The 20,882-nt window shown below is 64.2% G+C and carries 18 protein-coding genes and 1 pseudogene; 7 read left to right on the forward strand and 12 right to left on the reverse strand.

Going from position 1 to position 20,882, the window contains the following annotated elements; genetic code table 11:
* Positions 1-8: 8 nt before the first annotated feature.
* From ABDW57_RS14760 to ABDW57_RS14795, 8 genes are all read right to left on the reverse strand, one after another.
* On the reverse strand, positions 9-2,039 hold the full coding sequence (locus ABDW57_RS14760; RefSeq protein ID WP_343730938.1) for an acetyl/propionyl/methylcrotonyl-CoA carboxylase subunit alpha: 2,031 nt from the start codon (positions 2,037-2,039) through the stop codon (positions 9-11).
* Positions 2,040-2,103: 64 nt separating this feature from the next.
* Positions 2,104-3,150: a biotin synthase BioB gene (gene bioB, locus ABDW57_RS14765; RefSeq protein WP_343730939.1), complete on the reverse strand. Its 1,047-nt coding sequence runs from the start codon at positions 3,148-3,150 to the stop codon at positions 2,104-2,106.
* A 17-nt stretch (positions 3,151-3,167) separates the two neighbouring features.
* The gene (gene bioD, locus ABDW57_RS14770; protein ID WP_343730940.1) at positions 3,168-3,944 is read right to left on the reverse strand and encodes a dethiobiotin synthase; all 777 of its coding nucleotides are present in this window, start codon (positions 3,942-3,944) and stop codon (positions 3,168-3,170) included.
* The gene (gene bioF / locus ABDW57_RS14775; protein WP_343730941.1) at positions 3,941-5,131 is read right to left on the reverse strand and encodes an 8-amino-7-oxononanoate synthase; all 1,191 of its coding nucleotides are present in this window, start codon (positions 5,129-5,131) and stop codon (positions 3,941-3,943) included. The genes bioD and bioF overlap by 4 nt, the downstream gene beginning before the upstream one ends.
* 2 nt (positions 5,132-5,133) lie before the next feature.
* Entirely contained in the window at positions 5,134-6,462 is a 1,329-nt protein-coding gene (gene bioA / locus ABDW57_RS14780; RefSeq protein ID WP_343730942.1) for an adenosylmethionine--8-amino-7-oxononanoate transaminase, read from the reverse strand.
* An 8-nt stretch (positions 6,463-6,470) separates the two neighbouring features.
* Positions 6,471-7,256: an enoyl-CoA hydratase/isomerase family protein gene (locus ABDW57_RS14785; protein WP_343730943.1), complete on the reverse strand. Its 786-nt coding sequence runs from the start codon at positions 7,254-7,256 to the stop codon at positions 6,471-6,473.
* 11 nt (positions 7,257-7,267) lie between these two features.
* The gene (locus ABDW57_RS14790; protein WP_343730944.1) at positions 7,268-8,875 is read right to left on the reverse strand and encodes a carboxyl transferase domain-containing protein; all 1,608 of its coding nucleotides are present in this window, start codon (positions 8,873-8,875) and stop codon (positions 7,268-7,270) included.
* A 113-nt stretch (positions 8,876-8,988) separates the two neighbouring features.
* Positions 8,989-9,426: a YchJ family metal-binding protein gene (locus ABDW57_RS14795; protein WP_343730945.1), complete on the reverse strand. Its 438-nt coding sequence runs from the start codon at positions 9,424-9,426 to the stop codon at positions 8,989-8,991.
* Positions 9,427-9,593: 167 nt separating this feature from the next.
* Here ABDW57_RS14795 and ABDW57_RS14800 point away from each other — a divergent pair, with 167 nt between their 5' ends.
* From ABDW57_RS14800 to ABDW57_RS14830, 7 genes are all read left to right on the forward strand, one after another.
* The gene (locus ABDW57_RS14800; protein ID WP_343730946.1) at positions 9,594-10,334 is read left to right on the forward strand and encodes a GntR family transcriptional regulator; all 741 of its coding nucleotides are present in this window, start codon (positions 9,594-9,596) and stop codon (positions 10,332-10,334) included.
* Positions 10,335-10,337: 3 nt separating this feature from the next.
* A complete protein-coding gene (murQ, locus tag ABDW57_RS14805; protein WP_343730947.1) occupies positions 10,338-11,216 on the forward strand; it encodes an N-acetylmuramic acid 6-phosphate etherase in 879 nt (292 codons plus the stop codon).
* Positions 11,217-11,315: 99 nt separating this feature from the next.
* The gene (locus ABDW57_RS14810) at positions 11,316-12,575 is read left to right on the forward strand and encodes an MFS transporter (RefSeq protein ID WP_343730948.1); all 1,260 of its coding nucleotides are present in this window, start codon (positions 11,316-11,318) and stop codon (positions 12,573-12,575) included.
* A 32-nt stretch (positions 12,576-12,607) separates the two neighbouring features.
* Positions 12,608-14,278 (forward strand): family 10 glycosylhydrolase, encoded by a 1,671-nt coding sequence (locus tag ABDW57_RS14815; protein ID WP_343730949.1) that lies wholly within the window; start codon positions 12,608-12,610, stop codon positions 14,276-14,278.
* 2 nt (positions 14,279-14,280) lie between these two features.
* Positions 14,281-15,180 carry a BadF/BadG/BcrA/BcrD ATPase family protein gene (locus tag ABDW57_RS14820; protein WP_343730950.1) on the forward strand — a complete coding sequence of 300 codons (900 nt, stop codon included), beginning with the start codon at positions 14,281-14,283 and terminating at the stop codon, positions 15,178-15,180.
* Between the two features lie 18 nt (positions 15,181-15,198).
* On the forward strand, positions 15,199-16,203 hold the full coding sequence (locus tag ABDW57_RS14825) for an N-acetylmuramoyl-L-alanine amidase (protein ID WP_343730951.1): 1,005 nt from the start codon (positions 15,199-15,201) through the stop codon (positions 16,201-16,203).
* Between the two features lie 12 nt (positions 16,204-16,215).
* The gene (locus tag ABDW57_RS14830; protein ID WP_343730952.1) at positions 16,216-16,830 is read left to right on the forward strand and encodes a M15 family metallopeptidase; all 615 of its coding nucleotides are present in this window, start codon (positions 16,216-16,218) and stop codon (positions 16,828-16,830) included.
* A 6-nt stretch (positions 16,831-16,836) separates the two neighbouring features.
* Here the strand turns inward: ABDW57_RS14830 and ampC are convergent, their stop codons facing one another.
* The 4 genes and pseudogenes from ampC to ABDW57_RS14850 form a co-directional block, all read right to left on the reverse strand.
* Positions 16,837-17,958, reverse strand: coding sequence for a class C beta-lactamase (gene ampC / locus ABDW57_RS14835; RefSeq protein ID WP_343730953.1), 1,122 nt, complete (start codon positions 17,956-17,958; stop codon positions 16,837-16,839).
* A gap of 21 nt (positions 17,959-17,979) precedes the next feature.
* Positions 17,980-18,777 carry a class D beta-lactamase gene (gene blaOXA / locus ABDW57_RS14840; RefSeq protein ID WP_343731071.1) on the reverse strand — a complete coding sequence of 266 codons (798 nt, stop codon included), beginning with the start codon at positions 18,775-18,777 and terminating at the stop codon, positions 17,980-17,982.
* Between the two features lie 66 nt (positions 18,778-18,843).
* A pseudogene (locus ABDW57_RS14845) lies at positions 18,844-19,731 on the reverse strand (M56 family metallopeptidase); the annotation flags it as partial.
* 84 nt (positions 19,732-19,815) lie between these two features.
* Positions 19,816-20,793: an aldo/keto reductase gene (locus tag ABDW57_RS14850; protein ID WP_343730954.1), complete on the reverse strand. Its 978-nt coding sequence runs from the start codon at positions 20,791-20,793 to the stop codon at positions 19,816-19,818.
* Positions 20,794-20,882: the final 89 nt, after the last annotated feature.

A 20,882-nucleotide genomic window follows, 5' to 3' on the forward strand; every position in this document is an offset into this window, starting at 1 on the left:
TGTTCTCCTTACGCCGCCTTGAAGGCCAGCAGCGGTGCGCCGTCTGCCACCTGGTCGCCGACGCTGTAGAGGATGTCGTCGACGATACCATCATGCGGGGCGGCGATGGTGTGTTCCATTTTCATGGCTTCCATGATGACCAGCGCCTCACCTTTTTTCACTTCCTGGCCTTTGCTGGCGAGGACGGCGACTACCTTGCCCGGCATTGGCGCGGTGAGGCGGCCGCCTTCGGATTCGGTTTCGCCGGCATGCGCCATTGGGTCGTTCCACGTTAGCTGGTAGTGGGCGCCGTTGGCGAAGACGTGGAAGACGTCGCCGTCGCGCAGCACCGCGCCGTGGGTAGCGGTGTCGCCCAGTTTGATGCTGTAGTCGTTGCCGCTACGCGCTGCCAGCGACAGGATTTGTGGTGCGGCCGTACCGGTGCTGAACAGCCAGTCTTCAGGGCGATACGTTACGTAGGTGTCGTAGGCCGCATGTTCATCAGCGAAGGCCAGTTTGCGGGCGTAGGACTGGTTCATGCGCCAGCCGGTCGCGCGGCTCCATGGATCGGCGGGATTGGCGCTGGCCGGCGCGGCCGCGCGCGATTCGCCGGCCAGCAGCGCTGCCGCTGCCAGGGCCAGCGCGGTAGCAGGTGCCGGCTGCGCGGCGGGGAACAGGCTGTCGTGATTGCGTTCGATCAGGCCGGTGTCCAGATCGGCGGTGGCGAAGGCCTGGCCTTCCACCAGGCGTTTCAGGAAGGCGATGTTGGTGGCCAGGCCGACGATCTGGTACTGGGCCAGCGCTTGCGCCATGCGGGCCAGCGCCTGTTTGCGGTCGGCGCCCCAGACGATCAGCTTGGCGATCATCGGATCGTAGAACGGTGAAATCGCATCGCCCTCGCGCACACCGGAGTCGATCCGCACAGCTGCCGGCGCCGCGCCGAGGGCCACGCCGCCCAGCTCAAACGAGACGGCGTCCGGCGTGCCGAGATGGCGCAGGGTGCCGATCGATGGCAGGAAGCCTTTTTCCGGATTCTCGGCGTAGATACGCGCTTCGATGGCGTGACCGTTGATGGCCAGTTCGTGCTGCTGCTTCGGCAGCGGTTCGCCGGCCGCCACGCGCAACTGCCACTCCACCAGGTCGGTCCCGGTAATCATCTCGGTCACCGGATGCTCAACCTGCAGGCGGGTGTTCATCTCCATGAAATAGAACGAACCATCCTGATTGGCGATGAACTCCACTGTACCGGCGCCGACGTAGCCGACAGCACGCGCAGCGGCCACCGCCGCCTCGCCCATCGCCGCGCGGCGCTCGGCCGACATGCCCGGCGCCGGCGCCTCTTCCAGCACTTTCTGGTGGCGCCGCTGCACCGAGCAATCGCGCTCGAACAAATAAATGCAATTGCCCAGCGTATCGGCAAACACCTGAATTTCAATGTGACGCGGACGCTGTAGGTATTTCTCCGCCAGCACCTTGTCGTCACCAAAAGAACTGATCGCCTCGCGCTTGCAGGACGCCAGCGCATCCTTGAACTGCGCCGAGTTCTCCACCACCCGCATGCCCTTGCCGCCGCCGCCGGCCGAAGCCTTCAGCAGCACCGGATAGCCAATGCGATCGGCTTCGCCATGCAGGAACTCCGCATCCTGCTGATCGCCGTGATAACCCGGCACCAGCGGCACATTGGCCTTCTCCATCAGCTGCTTGGCAGCGGACTTGGAACCCATGGCGCGCATGGCGGATGCCGGCGGGCCAATGAATACAAGGCCGGCTTCCGCGCACGCATCCGCAAACTCCGCGTTCTCCGACAGGAAGCCATAGCCCGGATGGATGGCCTGCGCGCCGGTGGCCTTGGCCGCGGCGATGATCTTGTCGCCGCGGAGATAGCTCTCCTTGGCGGCGGCAGGGCCGATCAGCACTGCCTCATCGCACACGGCGACGTGCTTGGCGTTGGCGTCCGCTTCCGAATACACGGCCACGGTCCTGATGCCGAGGCGGCGCGCGGTAGCGGCCACACGGCAGGCGATTTCACCACGATTGGCGATCAGAATTTTTGTAAACATCGTCTCTCTCTTTGCAGCTTATGGCTGGAAGTTTTTTTATGGTGATGCTTTTAATGCGGCTGGATCAGCAGCCGCACTTTTCCTTCGGTGCGGAATCCAGTACGGCGCCGCGGGTTTGCAGCCCCAGTTTGGCCAGCAGCGCGCGGTCGTCGTTAGCTTCCGGGTTATCGGTGGTGAGCAGCTTGTCGCCGTAGAAGATCGAGTTGGCGCCGGCCAGGAAGCACATCGCCTGCACCGCTTCGCCCAGTTCGCGGCGACCGGCCGACAGGCGCACGCGCGCTTTCGGCATGGTGATGCGCGCCACAGCGATGGTGCGAACGAATTCAAACGGGTCCAGCGGCGGCAAGCCGTGCAGCGGCGTGCCTTCCACTTGCACCAGATGGTTGATCGGCACCGATTCCGGATATGGATTCAGGTTCGCCAGCTGCGCAATCAGGCCGGCGCGCTGCTCGCGCGATTCGCCCATGCCGACGATGCCGCCGCAGCAAACCTTCAGGCCCGCTTCGCGTACGTGGCCCAGCGTGTCCAGACGGTCCTGATACTCGCGGGTTGAAATCACGTTGTCGTAGAACTCTGGCGCGGTATCCAGATTGTGGTTGTAGTAATCGAGGCCGGCATCCTTCAGGCGCTGCGCCTGATGCTCTTCCAGCATGCCCAGCGTGGCACAGGTTTCCAGGCCCAGTGCCTTCACCGAACGTACCATCTCTTCCACCTTGTCCATGTCGCGGTCTTTGGGACTACGCCAGGCGGCGCCCATGCAGAAGCGGGTCGCGCCGTTGTCCTTGGCCTGTTTGGCCGCATCCAGCACGGTGTCGATGTCGAGAATCTTCTTGGCTTCCACGCCGGTGTCGTAGCGCGCCGCTTGCGGGCAGTAGCCGCAATCTTCTTCGCAGCCGCCGGTCTTGATCGACAGCAGCGTGGCCAGTTCCACGTCGCCATCCGGGAAGTTGGCGCGGTGGACTTGCTGTGCCTTGAACAGCAGATCGTTGAACGGCAGGTCAAACAATGCCAGCACTTCTTCGCGCGGCCAGGTGGACGCCGCAGGCTGGATCGGCGCGGTCGGGCGGTGCAGGGAAACGACCTTGGGTTCTTGCAGGGTGTTCTCGGACATCTTGGTTCCTTCTTCGTTCAAATTGCGTTTGGCAGCGGCCAGTTGGGCAGCTGCGTAAAATCGATATAGTCGGCCGCTGCTTCGGCGGTCGGGTCGTCCAGGCGCGGCACGCGGCCGAGGAATGGCGCCGGGATGCGCTGCTCCAGCGCCATCACGTTTTCATCGGCAAAAGCCATGTCGGCCTGCGTTTCATTTGCCACCCAGCCGGCCAGTTTCAGGCCGCGCGACAAAATCGCTTCCACCGTCAGCAGCGCATGGCTGATGCAGCCAAGGCGCAGGCCGACCACCAGCACCACCGGCAGCGCCAGCTGCTCGGCTAAATCGGCGGTATCAAATTCGTCATTCAGCGGCACGATGAAACCGCCCACGCCTTCCACCACCACCGCATCCGAGGCGGCGTTGATTTCCACGTAGGCCGCCAGGATCGGCACCGGCGAAATGGTGATGCCTTCCAGCTCGGCGGCGATGTGCGGGGCGGCCGGCTCCTTCAGCAGGAACGGCGTGGTGATCGACTGCAGCAGGTGGACATTGCCGGCGGCGGCCAGGCGGTCGCAGTCGTCGTTATGCCATTTGCCGTCGCCGGCCAGTTCCGCGCCGGCGGCGACGGGTTTCATGCCGCAAGCGCGCACGCCGCTCTGCACCAGCGCGTGCAGCATGGCGGACGACACCAGCGTCTTGCCGATTTCGGTATCGGTGCCGGTGACAAAGCAGTTGAAGCGCGGCGGCACGCCGCTGCCTGCCGCCGAGGCTTGCGTTTGTGGAGCGACTGCTAACACAGGATCGTCCAGGCTCATTTCAGCTCCTTTTCCAATGCATTGAGCGCGCCTATCAATTTTGCGACTTCCATGCTGTTGTGTGCTGCCGACAGCGTGACGCGCAGGCGCGCAGTTCCGGGCGCCACGGTGGGCGGACGGATGGCGCCGACCCACAGGCCTTGTCCGTACAAAGCCGCGCCGGCGCGCATGGTTTCGGCATTATCGCCGATCAGGACAGGCTGGATCGCAGTCTTCGAGGGCAGGCGCTGCCAGCGCTCCAGGCGCAGGCCATCGTCCAATTGTGCCACCAATGCCTGCAAATGTGCGCGCCGCGTGACGCCTTCCTCGCCTTCCAGCAGGTCCAGGCTGGTCAGCAGGGCGTGCGCCAGCGCCGGCGGCGTGGCGGTGGTGAAGATGTAGGGACGGGCTTTCTGGATCAGCGTTTCGATGACTGTCTCATGCGCGGCGACGAATGCGCCGCCGACGCCGGCCGCCTTGCCGAGCGTGCCCATATAGACCAGATACGGCGAACGCAGCTTGAAATGCTCCAGCGCGCCGTGGCCATTGGCACCCAGCGTGCCGAAGCCGTGGGCGTCGTCCACCACCAGCCAGGCGTTGTGCTGTTCGCACAGAGCCAGCAACGCAGGCAGCGGCGCCAGGTTGCCGTCCATGCTGAAGACACTGTCGGTGACCACGACCTTGGTGGCGGCCTTGCTGGCTTTCAGCAGGGCTTCCAGCGCTTGCAGGTCGGCGTGCGGATAGACATGGGTCTTCACGCGCGACAGTCGCGCGCCATCGATCAGCGAGGCGTGGTTCAACTGTTCCGAGAAGATCTCGGCTTCCTTGTCGCCTGCGGTCAGGCCGGTGATGACGGCCAGGTTGGCCATGTAGCCGGTGCAGAAGCTGATCGCGCGCGGCGCTTCCAGATGAGCGCCGACGAATTGCGCCAGCCGTTCTTCCAGCATCGCATGGGCGCGCACATGGCCGCTGATGAGATGCGATGCGCCGCTGCCGACGCCGTAGATCGCCGCGCCCTCTTGCAGCGCGAGCTTGATCTTGCGGTGATTGGCCAGGCCGAGATAGTCATTGCTGCAGAAGGCCAGCAGTTCGCGGCCATCCACGCTGACGCGCGGCCCGCACGGCGAATCGACCGTGCGGCGCTTGCGGATCAGCTGTTGGTCGTCCAGCGCTTGCAGCTGCTGGTTGAGGCGTTTGAGCAGTTCCATCGTCAGCCCGCCATCACTTTGTTGAACACCGCCAGCGTGTTGGCAGCCAGGCCTTCGATTTCCTCCTCGCTGAGGATATACGGCGGCATCATATAGACGGTGGCGCCGATGGGGCGCATCAGCAGTTCGTGTTCGGTCGCGGTGGCGAAGAAGCGGCGCGAGAAGTCTTGCGGCGCGTCGATGGCGTCGAGGGCCCAGATCATGCCGCGCTGGCGGAAGTTGCGCACCTGTTCGTGCTGCGCCAGTGGTTGCAGGGCTTGCGTCAGACGCTCGGCCTTTGCGCGGTTGGCGTTCAACACATCGTCCTCTTCGAAGATTTGCAGCGTCGCCAGGGCGGCACGGCAGGCCAGCGGGTTGCCGGTGTAGGAGTGCGAGTGCAGGAAGCCGCGCGTGACGTCGTTGCTGTAGAAGGCCTGATAGATGTCGTCGCGCGTCATCACCAGCGACAGCGGCAGGTAGCCGCCGCTGATACCTTTCGACAGGCACAGGAAGTCCGGCCACACGCCAGCTTGCTCGCAGGCGAAGAAGGTGCCGGTGCGTCCGCAGCCGACCGCGATTTCGTCCAGGATCAGGTGCACGTTGTGCTGGTCGCACAGGGCACGCACCAGTTGCAGGTAAAGCGGATCATGCATCGCCATGCCGGTGGCGCATTGCACCAGCGGCTCGATGATGATGGCGGCGATCTTGTCGCCACGTTCAATGAACAGGCGCTCGACATCGGCGGCGGCGCGGCGGGCCACGTCTTGCGCGGTTTCGCCTTCCGCGGCGAGGCGCGCGTCCGGCGACATCACGGTTTGCGAGGCGCGCAGCAGCGGGCCGTAGGCGTCCTTGAACAAAGCCACATCTGTCACGGCCAGCGCGCCGATGGTCTCGCCGTGGTAGCTGCCCTTCAGGCAGACGAATTCCTGCTTGCCTTCGTGGCCATTGTTGCGCCACGAGTGGAAGCTCATCTTGAGCGCGATTTCAACGGCAGACGCGCCATCGCTGGCGTAGAAACTGTGGCCCAGCACATGGCCGGTCAGCGCCGACAGCTTTTCGGACAACGCAATCACCGGCTCGTGCGTGAAACCGGCCAGCATGGCGTGTTCCAGCGTATCCAGCTGGTCCTTCAGCGCCGCGTTGATGCGCGGGTTGGCATGGCCGAACAGGTTCACCCACCACGAGCTGATCGCGTCGAGGTAGCGGCGGCCGTCATGGTCATACAGCCATGCGCCCTTGCCGCGGCTGACCGGGATCAAGGGCACGGTTTCGTGATGCTGCATCTGGGTGCACGGATGCCACACACTGCGCAAACTGCGCGCTACCCAGTCGCTTTGTTTATTCAATTCCAAAACTGCTCCTAACTTAGCCAGGCAGGCTTACGCTTCTCCAGGAAGGAAGCCACGCCTTCGCGCCCCTGGTCCGAGGCGCGGATTTGCGCGATGCGTTCGGCCGTATCGGCCAGCAGCGCATCGTTGACTTCTTGCCCGACCACCTCACGCACCAGCACTTTGGCTTGGTGGACGGCGTTCGGACTGTTGTTGACCAGCGCTTTGACGATTTCCGCCACTTTCGCATCGAGCGACGCGGCGGCAACCACTTCATGCGCAAAGCCGATGCGCAACGCTTCCCGCGCGCCGAAACGTTCGGCCGTCAGGAAGTAGCGGCGTGCGGCGTTTTCGCCCATGGCCTTGATCACGTAAGGCGAAATGGTCGCGGGGATCAGGCCCAGTTTCACTTCGCTCAGACAGAAATTGGCCTCCTCCACCGCGACGATGATGTCGCACGCGGCCACGAGACCCATGCCGCCGGCGTAGCAATCGCCCTGCACCCTGGCCACCACGGGCTTGGGGCACAGGTAGATGGTGCGCAGCATCCCCGCCAGTTGCAGAGCGTCGGCATGGTTTTCGGCGTGCGTGTAGCCCGCCATTTTTTTCATCCAGTTCAAATCGGCGCCGGCGCAGAAGGCCGGGCCGTTCGCCGCCAGCACGATGGCGCGCAGCGCGGCATCATCGCCGAGTTCACTGAAGGCCTGCTTAATTTCGGCGATGGTGGTTTCGTTGAAGGCGTTGCGCACGTCCGGGCGGTTCAGTGTGACGGTGGCGACGTGGCCTTCGCGGGCGATGGTGAGCGTGGTGTAGGTCATCTCGTCGCTCCTTACATGCGGAACACGCCGAACCTGGTGTCTTCGATTTCCGCATTCAGCGCGGCGGACAGGCCGAGGCCCAGCACCATGCGCGTATCGGCCGGATCGATCACCCCGTCGTCCCACAGGCGCGCGGTGGCGTAATACGGGTGGCCCTGATGCTCGTACTGCTCCTTGATCGGCTGCTTGAATGCGGCTTCCTCTTCGGCCGACCAGGCGCCGCCCTTGGCCTCGATGCCATCGCGCTTGACGGTGGCCAGCACGGATGCCGCCTGGTCGCCGCCCATGACCGAGATGCGCGCGTTAGGCCACATCCACATGAAGCGCGGCGAGAAAGCGCGGCCGCACATGCCGTAATTGCCGGCGCCGAAGCTGCCGCCGATGATGACGGTGAATTTGGGCACCGCTGCGGTGGCGACCGCCGTCACCATCTTGGCGCCATTGCGGGCGATGCCCTCGTTTTCATATTTGCGGCCGACCATGAAGCCGGTGATATTTTGCAGGAACACCAGCGGGATCTTGCGCTGCGCGCACAGTTCGATGAAGTGCGTGCCTTTCAGCGCCGATTCGGAGAACAGGATGCCGTTGTTGGCGATGATGCCGACCTTCATGCCGAAGATGTGGGCGAAGCCGCACACCAGCGTGGTGCCGTAGCGGGCCTTGAATTCATCGAATTCGCTGCCGTCGACGATGCGGGCGATGACCTCGCGCACATCGAACGGCTTGCGGGTATCGACCGGGATCACGCCGTACAGCTCTTTGGCGGCATATGCCGGTTCCTGCGCCTCGCGCAAGGCGCCCTGCTGCGGCTTGGTGCGGTTCAGATTCGAGACAATCGTGCGCGCCAGCGACAGCGCGTGCAAATCGTTCTGCGCCAGATGGTCGGCCACGCCGGACAGACGGGTGTGGACATCGCCGCCGCCCAGGTCTTCCGCCGTCACCACCTCGCCGGTGGCCGCCTTCACCAGCGGCGGGCCGCCGAGGAAGATGGTGCCTTGGTCCTTGACGATGATGGATTCGTCGCTCATCGCCGGCACGTAAGCGCCGCCGGCGGTGCAGGAGCCCATCACCACTGCGATCTGCGGGATGCCCTTGGCCGACAGGTTGGCCTGGTTGTAGAAAATGCGGCCGAAGTGGTCGCGGTCCGGGAACACATCATCCTGATTCGGCAGATTGGCGCCGCCCGAGTCCACCAGATAAATGCAGGGCAGATTGTTCTGGTCAGCGATTTCCTGCGCGCGCAGGTGCTTCTTGACCGTCATCGGATAATAGGTGCCGCCCTTGACGGTGGCGTCGTTACAGACGATCACGCACTCCTGCCCGGCCACGCGGCCGATGCCGGTGATGATGCCGGCGGCCGGCGCCGCATCGTCATACATGCCGTAGGCCGCCATCTGCGACAGTTCCAGGAAAGGCGTGCCGGGATCGAGCAGCATCTGCACGCGGTCGCGCGGCAACAGCTTGCCGCGGGCGACGTGCCTGGCCGACGCCGCCTCACCGCCGCCGAGGGCGATCCTGGCGACCTTATCGCGTAAATCGGCGACGACAGCCTGCATGGCGGCGGCGTTGGCCTGGAAATCCTCGCTACGAGGGTTGAGCTTGCTTTCGATCTGCGGCATTGCTTTTCCTTTTCTCGTCGGGGTCAGCTCTGACATTCGGACATGGCGGAACTAATCCATTTCAACTTAGTTCCCTGATGTCCGAATGTCAGAGCTGACCCCGAATTAATCATTTATTCTGGAAAACTACCGTCAACGTAAAACCAGCGCAGGTCTCCTCCTTCTGCCGGTTCGCGGACAAAATTGCTGATCTCGTGCAGGCGCTGCGCGCGGCCATTGATCTTGAACCGGGCGACAAACTCCACCGTATCTTTGGTCAGATCGGCATCATCTGCTTTACGTTGACGTAAACGTAAAGCAGATTTTACCTCAAGTCCCAGCCATTGCACCTTTTCCTCCGCGCTCATGATGGGCTCGGTCGGGCGGGTGCTGACGTGCCAGGTGGCCAGCAGGTAGGGCTCGTTGCGCTGGCCGTAGGCGGTATAGCGCGAGCGCATCAGCGCTTCGGCGGTTGGCGCGATGGCCTCGCCGGCAATATACGGGCCGCAGCAGGTGGCAAGCGCGGGGCCGCCGCAGGGGCAGCCGGCAGGCGCGGGGGACTTCTTGGACATGGTCAAAACAGCCGGGGCTGGTGGTGCAAACCCCGCATTATCCGCCAAATATGCGCATTCTGCCGTGCCGCGCGTTATGCTAGATGCATAAATATTGTTGATTCACACCTCGCGATGCGCACACGTTTTCCCCATCGCTATTACACTAGAGGCGTGAGGAGAATGGAATGAGCCAGACAAGTGTTGAATTCAAGGCGGACGCCAACGACAGTTCGCCGTTGTACATGCAAATTGCCCGCAAATTGAGCGACGATGTACTCAATGGCCGCTACCAGGTCGATCAGGCGCTGCCGTCCGAGCGGACTTTGTCTGAACTGTTGAACGTGTCGCGGGTCACGGCGCGCAAGGCCATTGACCAGCTGGTGGACCAGGGATTGGTGGTGCGCCGTCGCGGATCGGGCAATTATATTGCGCCGCGGATCGAGCAGCCGCTGTCCAACCTCACCAGTTTTTCGGAACAGCTGCAGCAGCGCGGCCATATTCCCGGCTCGCGCTGGCTCAAGCGGGCGATTGTCACGCCCACGCCGGAGGAACAGCTGAGCCTGGGCCTGTCGCCGTATTCCAAGGTGGCGCGTCTGGAACGTCTGCGTCTGGCGGACGATGTGGTGATGGCCTACGAAGTCTCGGTCTTGCCGCAGACTGTGCTGAACGACCCGAATGCGGTCGGCAACTCGCTTTACCAGTATCTGGAAGGCATCAACAAAGCGCCGGCGCGCGCGCTGCAGCACATCCGCGCCATGAACGCCTCGGCCGAGCTAGCCAAGCAGCTGGGCGTGCCGGAGGGGCAGGCGGTACTGTACATCACCCGTATCGCCTATCTGGAATCGGGCGAGGCGATGGAGCTGACGCATTCGTATTGCCATAGCGATCACTATGACTTCGTGGCGGAGATGCGCCGCGCAACCTGAACCATGCTCAAGACCGAGACGCCGAGTGCGCAGCATACGCAGCTGGACCTCTACCCGGTAGAGGAGCTGGTCGCTGCCCTGGTCGATGACCAGGCCTCGGCGGCGCAAGCCGTGAAGGCGGCTGCGGCCAGCATCAGCGCGGCAGTGGCGGCGATGGCGCCGCGGATCGCGGCGGGCGGCCGGCTGATTTATGTCGGCGCCGGCACCTCGGGCCGGCTAGGCATCCTGGACAGCGTGGAGCTGTTCCCGACGTTTTCGTGGCCGCATGAGCGCGCGGTGGCGGTGCTGGCCGGCGGCCTGGGCGCCATGTTCGAGGCGGTCGAGGGGGCCGAGGATGACCGCAACAAGGGCGCTGCCGACTTGCGGCTGCTCTATCCCTCCTACAACGATGTGATCCTGCTGGTGGCCGCCTCCGGCACCACGCCGTATGTGCTGGGCGCGCTGCAGGCGGCGCGCATGGTGGGTTCGTTGACGGTCAGCATCGCCAACAATGCCGGCACGCCCCTGCTGAGCGGCTGCGACGTCGGCATCCTGCTCGACACCGGGCCGGAAGTGGTTTCCGGCAGCACCCGCCTGAAAGCTGGCACGGCGCAGAAAATTGTCCTCAACACGCTGTCGACGGCATTGATGGTGCGGCTGCACAAAGTCTACGGCAACCTGATGGTCGACCTGCAAGCCACCAACGCCAAATTGACCGAACGCACCATCCGTCTGACCATGCACGCCACCGGCGCCGACGCCGCCACCGCCCGCGCCGCGCTGGAACAATGCCAGCACCAGGTCAAGGTCGCGATCATCATGCTGCTCAAAAAACAGACCGCCGAGCAGGCCCAGGCCCTGCTCGACCACACCAACGGCAACGTCCGCGCCGCCCTGCAATAAATCCGGGGTCAGGTCCGTCATTTCTACACGATCTGATCCGTAATGCCTGTTACAGTTCAGTTCGTGTAGAAATGACGGACCTGACCCCGGAGTGTGGATATGCGTGAAGGTAGTGCCTGGGCCTGGGTGCCGAGTGTGTCGTTTGGGCAGGGGGTGCCGTATGTGGCGGTGATGATGTTGTCGACCGTGATGTACAAGAATCTGGGCATCTCAAATGCCGATCTGGCGTTTTATACGGCCTGGCTGTATTTGCCCTGGGTGGTCAAGCCGCTCTGGTCGCCCATTGTGGAGATGTTCGGCACCAAGCGGCGCTGGACGGTGACCATGCAGCTGGTCGGCGGCGCCAGCCTGGCGGCGGTGGCGCTGACTTTGCACGCGCCCGATTTCTTCCGCTGGACCCTGGCGATTTTCTGGCTGATGGCCTTCAGTTCGGCCACCCACGATATCGCTTCCGATGGTTTCTACATGCTCGGCCTGCCCACTCAGCGTCAGCAGGCGGCGTTTGTCGGCGTGCGCAGTGCGTTTTACAAGCTGGCGATGATCGGCGGACAAGGCGGCCTGGTCTATATCGCTGGCGAACTGATCAAATCGAGCGGCGATCCGGCGCAGGCGTGGTCGCTGGTGTTTGCGCTGATGGCCGCGTTCTATCTGGCGCTGTGTGCATATCACCATGTCATGCTGCCGCGCCCGGATGCGGACCGCAGCCATGTCAGCGGCGGCGCGCTGTGGCAGGACTTTGTTCACACTTTCCGCAGCTTTTTCCAGAAGCCGGCCATCCTGACCACGCTGGGATTTCTGCTGCTGTACCGTCTGGGCGAAGCACAACTGCTGAAAATGGCGGCGCCGTTCCTGCTCGATCCGCGCGACAAGGGCGGGCTGGGCCTCAGCACCTCGGATTTCGGCCTGGTCTACGGCACCATCGGCGTCTGTGCGCTGGTGATCGGCGGGCTGGCCGGCGGGGTGACGGTGTCGCGCTTTGGCCTCAAGCGCGCACTGATGCCGATGGTGTTTATCATGCATGTGCCGGATCTGGTGTTTGTGTATCTGGCCACGGCGCTGCCGGACAACCTGGCGCTGGTATCGGTTTGCCTCGCGATCGAGCAATTCGGCTATGGCTTCGGCTTTGCCGCGTTCATGCTGTACATGGTGCTGGTGGCGGATGGCGAGCATAAAACCGCCCACTACGCCATCTGCACCGGCTTCATGGCCCTCGGCATGATGTTGCCGGGCATGGTGAGCGGCTGGCTACAGCAGCAGCTGGGTTATCAAAACTTCTTCATCTGGGCCTGTGTTTCCACCCTGCCCGCGTTTGTGATGGCCGCGCTGGTGCGCATCCCGGCCGAATTTGGCCGGAAATAGCTATTACAATACGATCTCGACTGATTCGGAGAGTGGTTTTGGTTTTTAATGCGAAGAAGCGGCTGACCCTGTCGGCCGGCGTGGCGGCCGGCATCGCGGCCTTGCTTGAGGGATGTTCCAGCACGCCGATGGCGCCTGTGCCGGAAGCCGGCAGCGTGCCCGGTGGCCCGGCTGCGCCTGCCGGTGTTCCCTCCGCGCCGTCGGCGCCGGCCGTGGTCAACGCCAATATGCCGCCGCCTGCGCCGCGCGAATTCCGCGCCGCCTGGGTGTCCACCGTCGCCAATATCGATTGGCCCAGCCGCAGCAATCTGGGCATGGCCAGACAGCAGGCCGAAGCGCTCGCCATTCTTGACCGCGCCAGGGCGCTGAACCTGAACGCCATCGTGCTACAGGTGCGCCCGAGCGCGGATGCGATTTATCCGTCCACGCTGGAGCCATGGTCGGAATTCCTGACCGGCCAGCAGGGCCGTCCGCCGGCACAGGCCTGGGACCCGCTGCAGTTCTGGATCGAGCAGGCGCACGCGCGCGGACTGGAGCTGCATGCCTGGTTCAATCCCTATCGCGCGCGGCATGCGACGGCCAAGTCGCCGCTGGCGGCCAATCACATCGGCCGCACGCAGCCGGAAGTGGTCAAGCCGTATGGCCGCTATCTGTGGATGGACCCGGGCGAGGCGGCCGCTTCGCAGCATACGCTGGACGTGGTGCTGGATGTGGTGCGCCGCTACGATATCGACGGCGTCCACATCGACGATTACTTCTACCCGTATCCGATCGATACGCCGAATGCCGCCGGGCCGGAAGGCGTGGCGCTGGATGGCGGCGTCGGCGCCAAACAGGAGCTGGAGTTCCCGGACCAGGCCTCGTGGCAGCGCTATTTGCTGGCCGGCGGCTCTCTGGACCGCGCGCACTGGCGCCGTCAGAATGTCAATTCGCTGATCGAAGCGATGTACCTCGGCATCCGCAAGGAAAAGTCGTGGGTGCGATTCGGCATCAGCCCATTCGGCATTGGCCGTCCGGACCGCCGTCCGGCCGGCATCATGGGTTTCAGCCAGTACGACAAGCTGTATGCCGATGCGGAACTGTGGCTGGCCAATGGCTGGCTGGATTACCTCGCGCCGCAGTTGTATTGGCCGGTGTCGCAGGCGCCGCAGGCTTTTGATGTGCTGCTCGATTACTGGCTGGCGCAGAACACGCGCGCACGCCATGTGTGGCCAGGCTTGTACACCAGCCGCATTGACAACACCGCCAAGGCTTTCGCGCCGGAGGAAATCGTCAAGCAGATCGGCGTCACGCGCAGCCGCAATGGCGTGCGCGGCCACCTGCACTTCTCGATCGCGGCGCTGATGGAAAACCGCAAGGGCATTGCGGATCAGTTGAAATCGCAGGCTTATCAAACCGCCGCGCTGACGCCGGCCACGCCGTGGCTGGGGGCGGAAGCGCCGGCCGCACCGCAGGCCGCCGCGCGGCGCGAGAGCAATGGCGTGGCCTTGAAGCTGTCCGCCGGCGCGGGCAAGGCGGTGGCGCATTACGCGATCTGGTCGCGCTACGGTGGCGAGTGGCGCTTTGCGGTGGCGCCGGCTTCGCGTCCGCTGCTGCTGCTGGCTGACGATGCGGCCGGCGGCGCGGCGCAGTCGGTGGTGGTCAGCGCGGTGGACCGCCTGGGCAATGAAAGTGAACGTATCAACGTCTACACACGGAGTTGAAGATGAGCCATCTCGGTCTGGGCATCGATGCAGGAGGCACGCAAACCCGCTGGGCACTGGCTGATGCGGCGGGCGCCATCGTGGCCGAGGGCAGCGTGGCCGGCATGTCGGCCACGCAGATGGCCAGCACCGCCGGCCGCGATGCGGTGCGCGGCATCTTCGCCATGCTGGCGACGCAGGTGCTGGCTGCCGGTCAGCCGGTGCGCGTGTGCGCCGGCTTGACGGGTTTTGACGGCGTCAGCACGCAGGCCACGCAGATGCTGGCGGAGGCGCTGAAGCTGGCGCCGTCCGCCGTTGGCATGCGCAACGATGTGGAGATTGCGTATCTGGACAGCTTTGCGCCGGGCGAGGGTTATCTCGTGTATGCCGGCACCGGTTCGATCGCTGCGTTTATCGATGCGGATGGCCAGTTCCATCGCGCCGGCGGGCGTGGCGTGACGCTGGATGATGGCGGCGGCGGGTTCTGGATCGCGCGCGAAGCCATGCGCCATATCTGGCGTCTGGAAGATGAGCAGCCGGGCGTGTGGCAGCAGTCGGCCATGGCGCGCGCGGTGTTTGCGCAGATCGGCGGCAGTGATTGGTCGCTGTCGCGCCAGTTTATTTACGGGCAGGATCGCGGCGCGATCGGGCGGCTGGCGCTGGCCGTCGCCGCCAGCGCGGATACCGATCCGGTGGCGCGCAACATTCTTGAACGGGCGGGCAGCGAGTTGGCGCGGATTGCGCTGGCGCTGGTGGGCCGCTACGGTGCGCGTCCGATTGCGCTGGGCGGACGGGCGGCGCATCTGCATCCGCTGATCGCGCAGAGCATGCGCGCCGCGTTGCCTGCTGAATTGTCGATGGCGCAGCGGCACACGCTGGCGCACCACGCGGCGGCGCGGATTGCTCTACACTCCCATCATTGAACCGATGCCGACACGCTTATGAAAATTGTTCCGCTACTCGCTTTGACTGCCCTGGTGGCCGGTTGCGCCACGGTGCCGCCGCCGCAAGGTCCACGCTTCGATCATTCGCTGACTGCGCGTGCGCAGAGTGACCGTATCAAGTATGTGATCCTGCATTACACGGTGAGCGATCTGCCGCGTTCCATCAACACGCTGGCGCATGGCACGCAGGTCAGTGCGCATTATCTGCTGACGGATACGGAGCAGCCGTTTTTCTATACGCTGGTGGATGAGTCGCGTCAGTCGAACCATGCAGGGCTGAGCAGCTGGAAGATTTATAACCAGCTCAATTCGGCATCGATCGGGATTGAGATTGTAAATCCGGGCTTCAAGGAGACGCCGCAGGGACGGGTGTATGCGCCGTTTTCCCAGGCGCAGATTGATCAGCTGATTTTGCTGTTGAAGGATATCGTCAAGCGGCACAATATCCCGATGGGGAACATCCTCGGGCATAACGATATCGCGCCGCAGCGCAAGCAGGACCCGGGGCCGGCGTTTCCGTGGAAGCAGTTGGCGGATGCGGGACTGATTCCTTGGCCGGAACCGAGCCGCGTGGCGGCGCGCCTTCCGGGCTTGCAGGAGCAGATGCCGGATGTGGTGTGGTTCCAGCGCAAGCTGGCGGAGATCGGCTATGCGGTGCCGCAGAACGGCGAGCTGGATCAGGCCACGCGCAATGTGATTTCGGTGTTCCAGACCAAGTACCGCCCATCGCTCTACGACGGCACGCCGGATGCGGAAACCGCCGCGATGCTGGACGTGCTGACCAGCCCTGTGCCGGCGGTGCCAGCCAGCGCCGCGCCAGACGCCGCCCGCGCCGCCCCGTCCACGCCATCGCCCGCCGCGCAGGGGCCCACAAACGGCGCATCGCCTGTGTCGTCGCCCGCTGCCGCGCAAGGCGCCGCAAGCAGCACGCCTGCAGCCACCGTGCCCGCGCCGTTGCCCGCCGCGCCGGCACCGGTGACCGAGCCGACCGAGTCGCTCTGACGCGGCATTGTCATGACCGCGCCGCCCGTTGCTTGCGAAGCGATCCCCGGCCATCCTGATTTCCGCCGGTTGGACAGCATTGCAGGCATCGCGGCCGATCTGCGCTACGCCACGGCCGACAACTTCGTCGGCCGCGATCTCTACTCTCCTCTGGATTGCCGCTGGCTGCACAAGGACGCCGCCGCCGCGCTGGAAAACGCCGTCGCGTGGCTGGCTGCGCGCAAGCCGGATTATAAGCTGCTGGTACTGGATGCCCTGCGCCCTCAGCGCGTGCAGGAACAACTCTGGTCCGCCCTGCAAGGCACAGATCTGCTGACCTACATCGCCGATCCGGTACGCGGCTCGATCCACTCCTTTGGCATGGCGCTCGACCTCACCTTGCTGGATGCCCAAGGCCGTGAACTTGACATGGGCACCGGCTTCGACGACCTCACTGAACGTTCGCATCCGGCACTGGAAGAAGGCCTGCTGGCGATCGGAGCCCTGACCGAACAGCAAATCGAAAACCGCCGCTGGTTGCGCAACGCCATGCTGCACAACGGCTGGCACGGCATCAACACCGAATGGTGGCACTTCGATTGCGGCGATCGCACGCACGTCCGCCAGCACTACACGCGCGTGCTTTAGCGCAGTTTACTGTTCCAGCTGTGTCAGAATCGCATGCGCCGCCTTTACGCGCGCAGGAATCGGATAGTTGCGGTTCGCCAGAATCACCACGCCGATTTTCTTCTCCGGCACGAACAGCACATACGCGCCGAAACCGCGCGTTGAACCGGTCTTGTCGTACAAACCGGATTCCGCTTGCGACGTGACACGTTTGGTGGCGTTGGCCTTGAAAAGCATTTCGGGGGAATTCCCTTCCAGCAGATGCTCCAGCGAGGTCGGGTATGCAAACTGCTCCCATCCCAGACCCTGCGTCATGAGGCCCGTGCGGAAGTAGCCGACATGGGTGCCGGCGATGATCGGCCGCATGGACGCCTGCGGATCGATGTTGGCCTGCACGTAGCGGATCATGTCGGCGCTGGTGGAGCGTACGCCGTAGGTCTGTTCGGCAAAAAGGTCGGGTTGCATGCGCACAGGCTTGTCCTTGTCGTAGCCCCATGCGTAGTTTGGCATCGCGCTTTCCGGCACGCGCACGTAGGTGTTGTTCAACCCAAGCGGCGAGATCACATGCTTTTGCATAGCCTCGGCAAAATCCTCTTTCAACGCCAGCGCGGTGAGATGGCCGAACAGGCCGAGACTCGGATTGGAATACTCGCGCAGCTTGCCCGGCGCGGCTTTCGGCTGCCAGTCGCGGAAGTAGGCCAGCATGCTGCGCTCATTGTTCTGCACCGCTTCAGGGAGCTGCAGTGGAAAACCGCCAGCGGTATAGGTGCCGAAGTGGAGAACCGTGGCGTTATCCACAGGCGTCCCTTTCAACTGCGGCATGTAGCGGCTGGGATGATCGTCCAGCGACAGCTTGCCCTGCGCCACCGCGTAAGCCGCCAGCGTGGCGGTGAAGGTCTTGCTGACCGAGCCCAGTTCAAACAGCGTGTTCTCGCTGACCGGCGTTTTCTGCTCGCGCGACGCCAGGCCGTAGTTGAAGAAACGGGTCTTGCCGTCAGCCGTCACGGCGACCGCGATGCCGGGCACGTCGTACTCCTGCATGATCGGTTGGACGGCCTGGTCGACCACCGTTTTCAGGTCGGCGGCGTAGGCGAAGGGCGTGCAGCAGCACGCTGCGATGGCGAATGCCATGCGGCTCAGAGTAGACAAGTTGGCTCCTTGGGTTGGGGATTAAAGCGTGTCGAGCTGGGACGCCACGTCGCGCAGGAAGCTCTGCCTGGCCCTTGGCCCGGCGTAGGTCTGCTGTCGGTGGTCCAGTGTCATGCGGGTGAACACGATGGTGCGTGCGCCCTTGGTGGCCCAGCCGACATACCAGCCGTACTGGCGGCTTTCGTCGTCGCGGCCATTGGGCTGGACCGGCGAGGCGGTACCGGTTTTGCCGTAAATGGTCCAGCCATTGGCCAGCGTCTGCGGATGCAGAATGCGCGCGGTCATCTCGTAGGCCTGGTCCGAAACCGGCAGCTGGCGGGTGACGATCCTGCGCAGGAACTCCAGCTGTCCGGCCGGCGAAATCTGCAGCGAAGAGCCAATCCATGACTGGGTCAGGCCATTGTGTTTGCCGGTGTCGCCCGAGATATCGCGGTTGCCGTAGTTGAAGCTGTCGATATAGCGCTGGAAGCGCTGCTGGCCCAATTGGGTGGTGACCTGCTGCGCGTACCACACGGTGGAGTTGGCGATCCAGCTGGATGGGTCGGTGTCGGTCTGCCATTCCTTGTTCCAGCTGGCGTAGCTGGACTTGTAGGGCAGCCGAGGCGTGTGTTCGTCGGTCAGTATGCCGCTGTCATAGCCCATCAGCGCGACCACGATATTGAAGGTGGAGGCTGGCGTGACCTGTTGTTCGCATTGGCCGTCGTAGCGCAGGCGCTGGCCGCTGGCGGCGTCCATCAGCGCGGTGCAGGACAGCTGAGCGCTGGTTTGCGACGCCAGCGATGGTTGCAGCGTCAGACTGGCGCCCAGCACTGCGGCCAGTCCGGCCGCTGCGGCCACGCCGGTCCAGCGGCTGTGGCGCGATGGCGCGCGGATCAGCGCAATGCGGCCAGCCATGCTGTCGGGTGTGACGTTGCCGAAGGCGAGCGCGGTCGGCATGCTGGTCTGTTGCAGCGTGAGCTGGGCGACCAGCGCCGCGGCGTAGGCTTTGCGCTGTGCCGGCGGACGGCCGTGCAGCACGTCGCGGTCGCAGCCCAGTTCCTGCGCCCACGACAGCTGCCGACGCAGCAAATGCATGAAGGGATTGAACCAGAACAGGGTTTGCAGTGCGATGCCGGCGCCGGCCCAGTGCAGGTCGCGGCGGCGCCAGTGGGTCAGTTCGTGCTCTATGATCAGCTGGCGCTGGTGGTCGGCAAAGCCGTGCAGATGGCGCGGCAACAGCAGGCGTGGGCGCAGCAGGCCAAACAGCATGGGCGAGATGGGGGCGTCGATTTCGATGGTGTCGACTGGCCGGGTGGCTGTGTGGTCGCCGGCGCTGGCCAGGGCTTGCAGTGCGCGGCGGCTGTGCAGCCACTGGCGCAGCGCGAGGCCGAATCCGGTCGCGTAGATCAGCACCCAGGCCTTGGCGGCCCAGGCCAGGTAGTTGCGCGGGGTGCGGTCCTGGTTTGGTGTGCTGGCGGGCTGGCCGCTGCTGGCGGCGGCCAGCCCGCCAGCAGCGGTAGTGGCGGCCGGTTCGGCGGTAAAGCTTTCGATATCGATCGGCGGCAGCAGATGCAGGCGCTCGCTGTGCGGCACCAGCACCAGCAGGAAGGCGGCGGCGATGGTGCACTGGGCCAGCAGCCACACCGTGCGCTGCGCGGCAATGCCGGGCAGCCAGCGGCGGGCCAGCGCGGTCACGGCCCACACCCCCAGCCCGGCGGCCACGCAGCCCAGGCTGGCCAGCAGGAACTGGAATGCCAGCAAATCGATGCCGGTAAAGGAAATGGAAATAGCCATGCGATGCCCCGTGTGCGACTGTTGCCACCATTGTGCGACAGATGTCGCATGCAAGTCAAGCGTCGCCGCGTGGCTCCGGACCGGCTAGCGGTCGACCGTGGCCATGCGTTCCTGGCTGTAGCGCGGGCCGGCCACCTGTTGCAGCGCGCTTTCCAGTGCGGCCATCTCGGCGGTGCTGAGCAGGACGTTGGCGGCGGCCGCGTTCTGCTCCAGATTGACGCGGCGGCGGGTGCCGGGGATTGGCACGATGTCTTCGCCCTGCTGCATCACCCAGGCCAGCGCCACCTGCCCGGGCGCCAGTCCACGCGCGGCCGCCAGATCGCGCACTGCCTGCGCCGCCTGCATGTTGGCGTCGAAGTTGGCACCCTGCATGCGCGGGTCCTGATGGCGGAAGTCTTCCGGCGGATATTCCTCGGCGCGCCTGGCGGTGCCGGCCAGGAAGCCGCGTCCCAAGGGGCTGAACGGCACCAGTCCGATGCCCAGCTCGCGCAACACGGGAATGATATCGTCTTCCAGATTGCGCTCCCACAGCGAATACTCGCTTTGCAGCGCGCTGATCGGATGCACTGCGTGGGCCCGCCGGATGTTTGCCACGCCGGCCTCGGACAGCCCCAGATAACGCACCTTCCCTTCGCGCACCAGTTCGCCCATGACGCCCACCACTTCCTCGATCGGCACCTTGGGGTCGATGCGGTGCTGGTACAGCAGATCGATGTAGTCGGTGCCCAGCCGGCGCAGCGAACCTTCAACGTGTGCGCGGATCTGCGCCGGATCGCTGGTGACGCCCACTGTGGCGCCATCGCGGATATCGAAACCGAACTTGGTGGCGATGATGGCCTCGCTGCGGCGGCCGGCAAAAGCGCGGCCCAGCAATTCCTCATTGTTATACGGGCCGTAGACCTCGGCCGTATCGAAGAAATTGATGCCCAGTTCCAGCGCGCGGTGCAGGGTGGCGATGGCTTCCTGCTGGTCGGACGGTCCGTAGGCATGCGTCATGCCCATGCAACCGAGGCCCTGCGCGGAAACGGTCAAGCCCTGATTGCCCAGTTTGCGTTGTTTCATGATGGCTCCTTGCGATGTGATGGGCTGAGTATGGACCTCGTCTAAAAAATACACAATTACATTAAAATGCAAAACATTGTTGAAGCTTG

It is taken from the genome of Duganella sp. (assembly GCF_039595735.1).
Lineage (GTDB): Bacteria > Pseudomonadota > Gammaproteobacteria > Burkholderiales > Burkholderiaceae_D > Rugamonas.